This window comes from Pseudomonas sp. NPDC088414, assembly GCF_044753325.1.
GTDB lineage: Bacteria > Pseudomonadota > Gammaproteobacteria > Pseudomonadales > Pseudomonadaceae > Aquipseudomonas.
This window is the reverse complement of the sequence record NZ_JBIVMY010000013.1, coordinates 127,837-128,849: the sequence shown is the minus strand read 5'-3', so window position 1 is coordinate 128,849 and position 1,013 is coordinate 127,837. Positions and strand designations below refer to the sequence as shown.

General features: G+C 63.7%; 3 protein-coding genes (1 of these 3 running past the window's edge). All 3 read left to right on the top strand.

Translation table 11 applies throughout. The annotated features are described in order from the left end of the window. Window positions 1–592: cytochrome-c oxidase, cbb3-type subunit II (gene ccoO / locus ACIP8I_RS14175; protein ID WP_400761883.1), on the top strand; the 592-nt coding region annotated here is incomplete at its 5' end. 5 nt (window positions 593–597) lie between these two features. Next, complete coding sequence (locus ACIP8I_RS14170) at window positions 598–795, top strand: cbb3-type cytochrome c oxidase subunit 3 (protein ID WP_007969188.1); 198 nt, start codon at window positions 598–600, stop codon at window positions 793–795. Continuing rightward, a protein-coding gene (ccoP, locus tag ACIP8I_RS14165) for a cytochrome-c oxidase, cbb3-type subunit III (protein ID WP_400761881.1) crosses the window boundary here: on the top strand, window positions 792–1,013 show its 5' end (the start). It continues 708 nt past the right edge of the window; the window shows 222 of its 930 coding nt (coding positions 1–222); the start codon lies at window positions 792–794; its stop codon lies off the right edge, out of view. Before ACIP8I_RS14170 ends, ccoP begins: the two co-directional genes overlap by 4 nt.

Here is a 1,013-nt window from a genome sequence, read left to right as displayed (position 1 = left end):
AGAAAAGAACGTCGGCCTACTGATGCTGCTGATGGTGTTTGCCGTGAGCATCGGCGGCCTGACCCAGATCGTCCCGCTGTTCTTCCAGGACGTCACCAACAAACCGGTGGAAGGCATGAAGCCCTACACCGCGCTGCAGCTGGAAGGCCGCGACATCTACATCCGCGAAGGCTGCGTCGGCTGCCACTCGCAGATGATCCGCCCATTCCGCGCCGAAACCGAACGCTACGGGCACTACTCGGTGGCCGGTGAAAGCGTGTGGGATCACCCGTTCCTCTGGGGCTCCAAGCGTACCGGGCCGGATCTGGCGCGGGTCGGCGCGCGTTACTCGGACGACTGGCACCGCGCGCACTTGTACAACCCGCGCAACGTGGTGCCCGAGTCGAAAATGCCGGCCTACCCGTGGCTGGTGACGCAAGCGGTCGACAGCAGCCACACCGAAACCAAGCTCAAGACCATGCGCACCCTCGGCGTGCCGTACACCGACGATGACATCAGCGGCGCGGTCGCCAGCCTCAAGGGCAAGACCGAAATGGACGCCCTCGTCTCCTACCTGCAAGTGCTCGGCACTGCGATCAAGAGCAAGAGGTGAGCACGATGGTCATCGAGATGAGCTCAGGGCTGATTCGCGGCCTCGGCACCGTCGTGGTGTTCGTCGCCTTCGTCGGCCTGACGATCTGGGTGTTCAACCGCAAGCGCACCCCGGAATTCGCCGAAGCGCGCCTGCTGCCGTTCGCCGACGAGCCGCAACCCGACATTACCCAAGCACCTGAACCAAGGAGTACCCGGCCATGACCACCTTCTGGAGTACGTGGATCTGCGTACTGACCATCGGCAGCCTGATCGGCCTGACCTGGCTGTTGATCGGCACCCGCCGGGGCGAGACCAAGGGCAGCGTCGACCAGACCATGGGCCACAGCTTCGACGGCATCGAGGAGTACGACAACCCGCTGCCGCAGTGGTGGTTCATGCTGTTCGCCGGGTCGGTGGTGTTTTGGGTGGGGTATCTGATG

Bases quoted from the DNA above. Each gene is read 5' to 3' on its own strand.
- ACIP8I_RS14170 (WP_007969188.1), top strand. From the start codon at position 598: ATGGTCATCGAGATGAGCTCAGGGCTGATTCGCGGCCTCGGCACCGTC.